Annotated in this window: 3 protein-coding genes; 2 read left to right on the top strand and 1 reads right to left on the bottom strand. The window is 63.9% G+C overall.

Going from position 1 to position 1,276, the window contains the following annotated elements:
• Positions 1-4: 4 nt before the first annotated feature.
• Complete coding sequence (locus APY03_RS36970) at positions 5-394, bottom strand: hypothetical protein (RefSeq protein ID WP_068685356.1); 390 nt, start codon at positions 392-394, stop codon at positions 5-7.
• Between APY03_RS36970 and APY03_RS45440 the strand changes: the two genes are divergently transcribed.
• Together APY03_RS45440 and APY03_RS36965 are read left to right on the top strand one after the other, a co-directional pair.
• The gene (locus APY03_RS45440) at positions 387-521 is read left to right on the top strand and encodes a hypothetical protein (protein WP_269747416.1); all 135 of its coding nucleotides are present in this window, start codon (positions 387-389) and stop codon (positions 519-521) included. The two genes, APY03_RS36970 and APY03_RS45440, sit on opposite strands and share 8 nt — an antisense overlap.
• The coding region (locus tag APY03_RS36965) for a recombinase family protein (RefSeq protein WP_198161369.1) at positions 508-1,276 on the top strand (769 nt) is incomplete at its 3' end. The genes APY03_RS45440 and APY03_RS36965, both read left to right, overlap by 14 nt.

The following is a 1,276-nucleotide window of genomic DNA, read 5'->3' as shown; positions in this document are numbered from 1 at the left end:
GCAATCACTGGGTCATTCTGCCCATGTCGGGCAAGAAGTCGAAGTCTTCTATCGCTGGCATCCGCTGTACGGGCGCCGAGTGCGACGGCAATACAGCGAGCAGCGAGCCAACGGTGAGGTAGTTCACGTCGAGGCCTCGCCCGGCATCGTCATTGTTGTCGCAGCGTGGATGCTCAACGCGGCGTCCTGCGCCGCGATGGAATTGGGGCCACCAAGAGCTTCGCTGGAGGCCCTGGGCGAGTTGCACCTGCTGTTGTGTCAGCGCGGACTTCGACGAAGCTGCGGTGTCTACACCACCACCAGCGAGAAGCCACATGACCCAGTCACCGCACACGAAGCTCCTGTCGACGATCTCAAGTGCGCCGCGCCCTACGACGCCGCGCCAGATGAACATGGTGTTCGAGTCAGCAGTAACCCAGGACCTGACCGCGAGCGAGCGGGCCAGCGTGGTCGCGCAACTGGCCACCCTGCTTCTGCAGGCCGCCGGCCGGCCCACGGAGGATGACGATGACGAACTCTGAACTGCTGCCTGCCACCGTGCTGCGGCGCAAGGCCGTCGTCTACGTACGCCAGTCCACTCAGACGCAGGTCCAGACGAACCTGGAGAGTCAACGCCGGCAGTACGATCTCGTGCAGGAGGCGCGCCGTCGCGGCTTCGCTCAGATCGAAGTCATCGATGACGACCTCGGGCGCTCCGCCAGCGGTATGGTCGCGCGTCCAGGTTTCGATCGTCTCGTCGCATGGCTGTGCGCCGGCGAAGTTGGCGCTGTGCTGTGCTTCGACGCATCGCGGCTGGCCCGCAACGGCCGCGATTGGCACCACCTGCTTGAACTGTGCGGCCTGGTGGAGGCGCGGGTCATCGACCTGGATGGCGTGTACGACCCGTGTCGGCCCAACGATCGCCTGCTGCTGGGGATGAAGGGCAGCATCAGCGAGTTTGAGCTCGGAGTTCTCAGGTCACGCATGTTCGAGGCAGCCCGTGCCAAGGCCCATCGAGGGGAATTGCGCATCAGCGTTCCGGTGGGATACATCTGGCATCGTGAAGTCGGTCTGGGCTTCGATCCCGATGCCCGTTTGCAGGAGGCGGTCCACCTGATCTTCGAGCGCTTTCGCAAGCTGGGAAGCGCCAGGCAGGTGCTGCTCTCGCTGGCCGCTGACGGCGTTCATTTCCCGCGACCGTCGGATGGCAAGAAGATGGTGAGCTTCGACTGGACGCCGATCCGCTACCGCAACGTGATCTCGGTGCTCAAGAATCCCTTCTATGCCGGCGTCTACG

This window comes from Variovorax sp. WDL1 (assembly GCF_001541225.1).
GTDB lineage: Bacteria > Pseudomonadota > Gammaproteobacteria > Burkholderiales > Burkholderiaceae_C > Variovorax.
Note: the sequence above shows the minus strand (reverse complement) of the source record. Positions and strands in the feature narration are given on the sequence as shown.

What these genes read in the sequence shown, in the direction of transcription:
- APY03_RS45440 (WP_269747416.1), top strand. Translation starts at nt 387, where the DNA reads ATGAACATGGTGTTCGAGTCAGCAGTAACCCAGGACCTGACCGCGAGC.
- APY03_RS36970 (WP_068685356.1), bottom strand. Translation starts at nt 394, where the DNA reads ATGTTCATCTGGCGCGGCGTCGTAGGGCGCGGCGCACTTGAGATCGTC.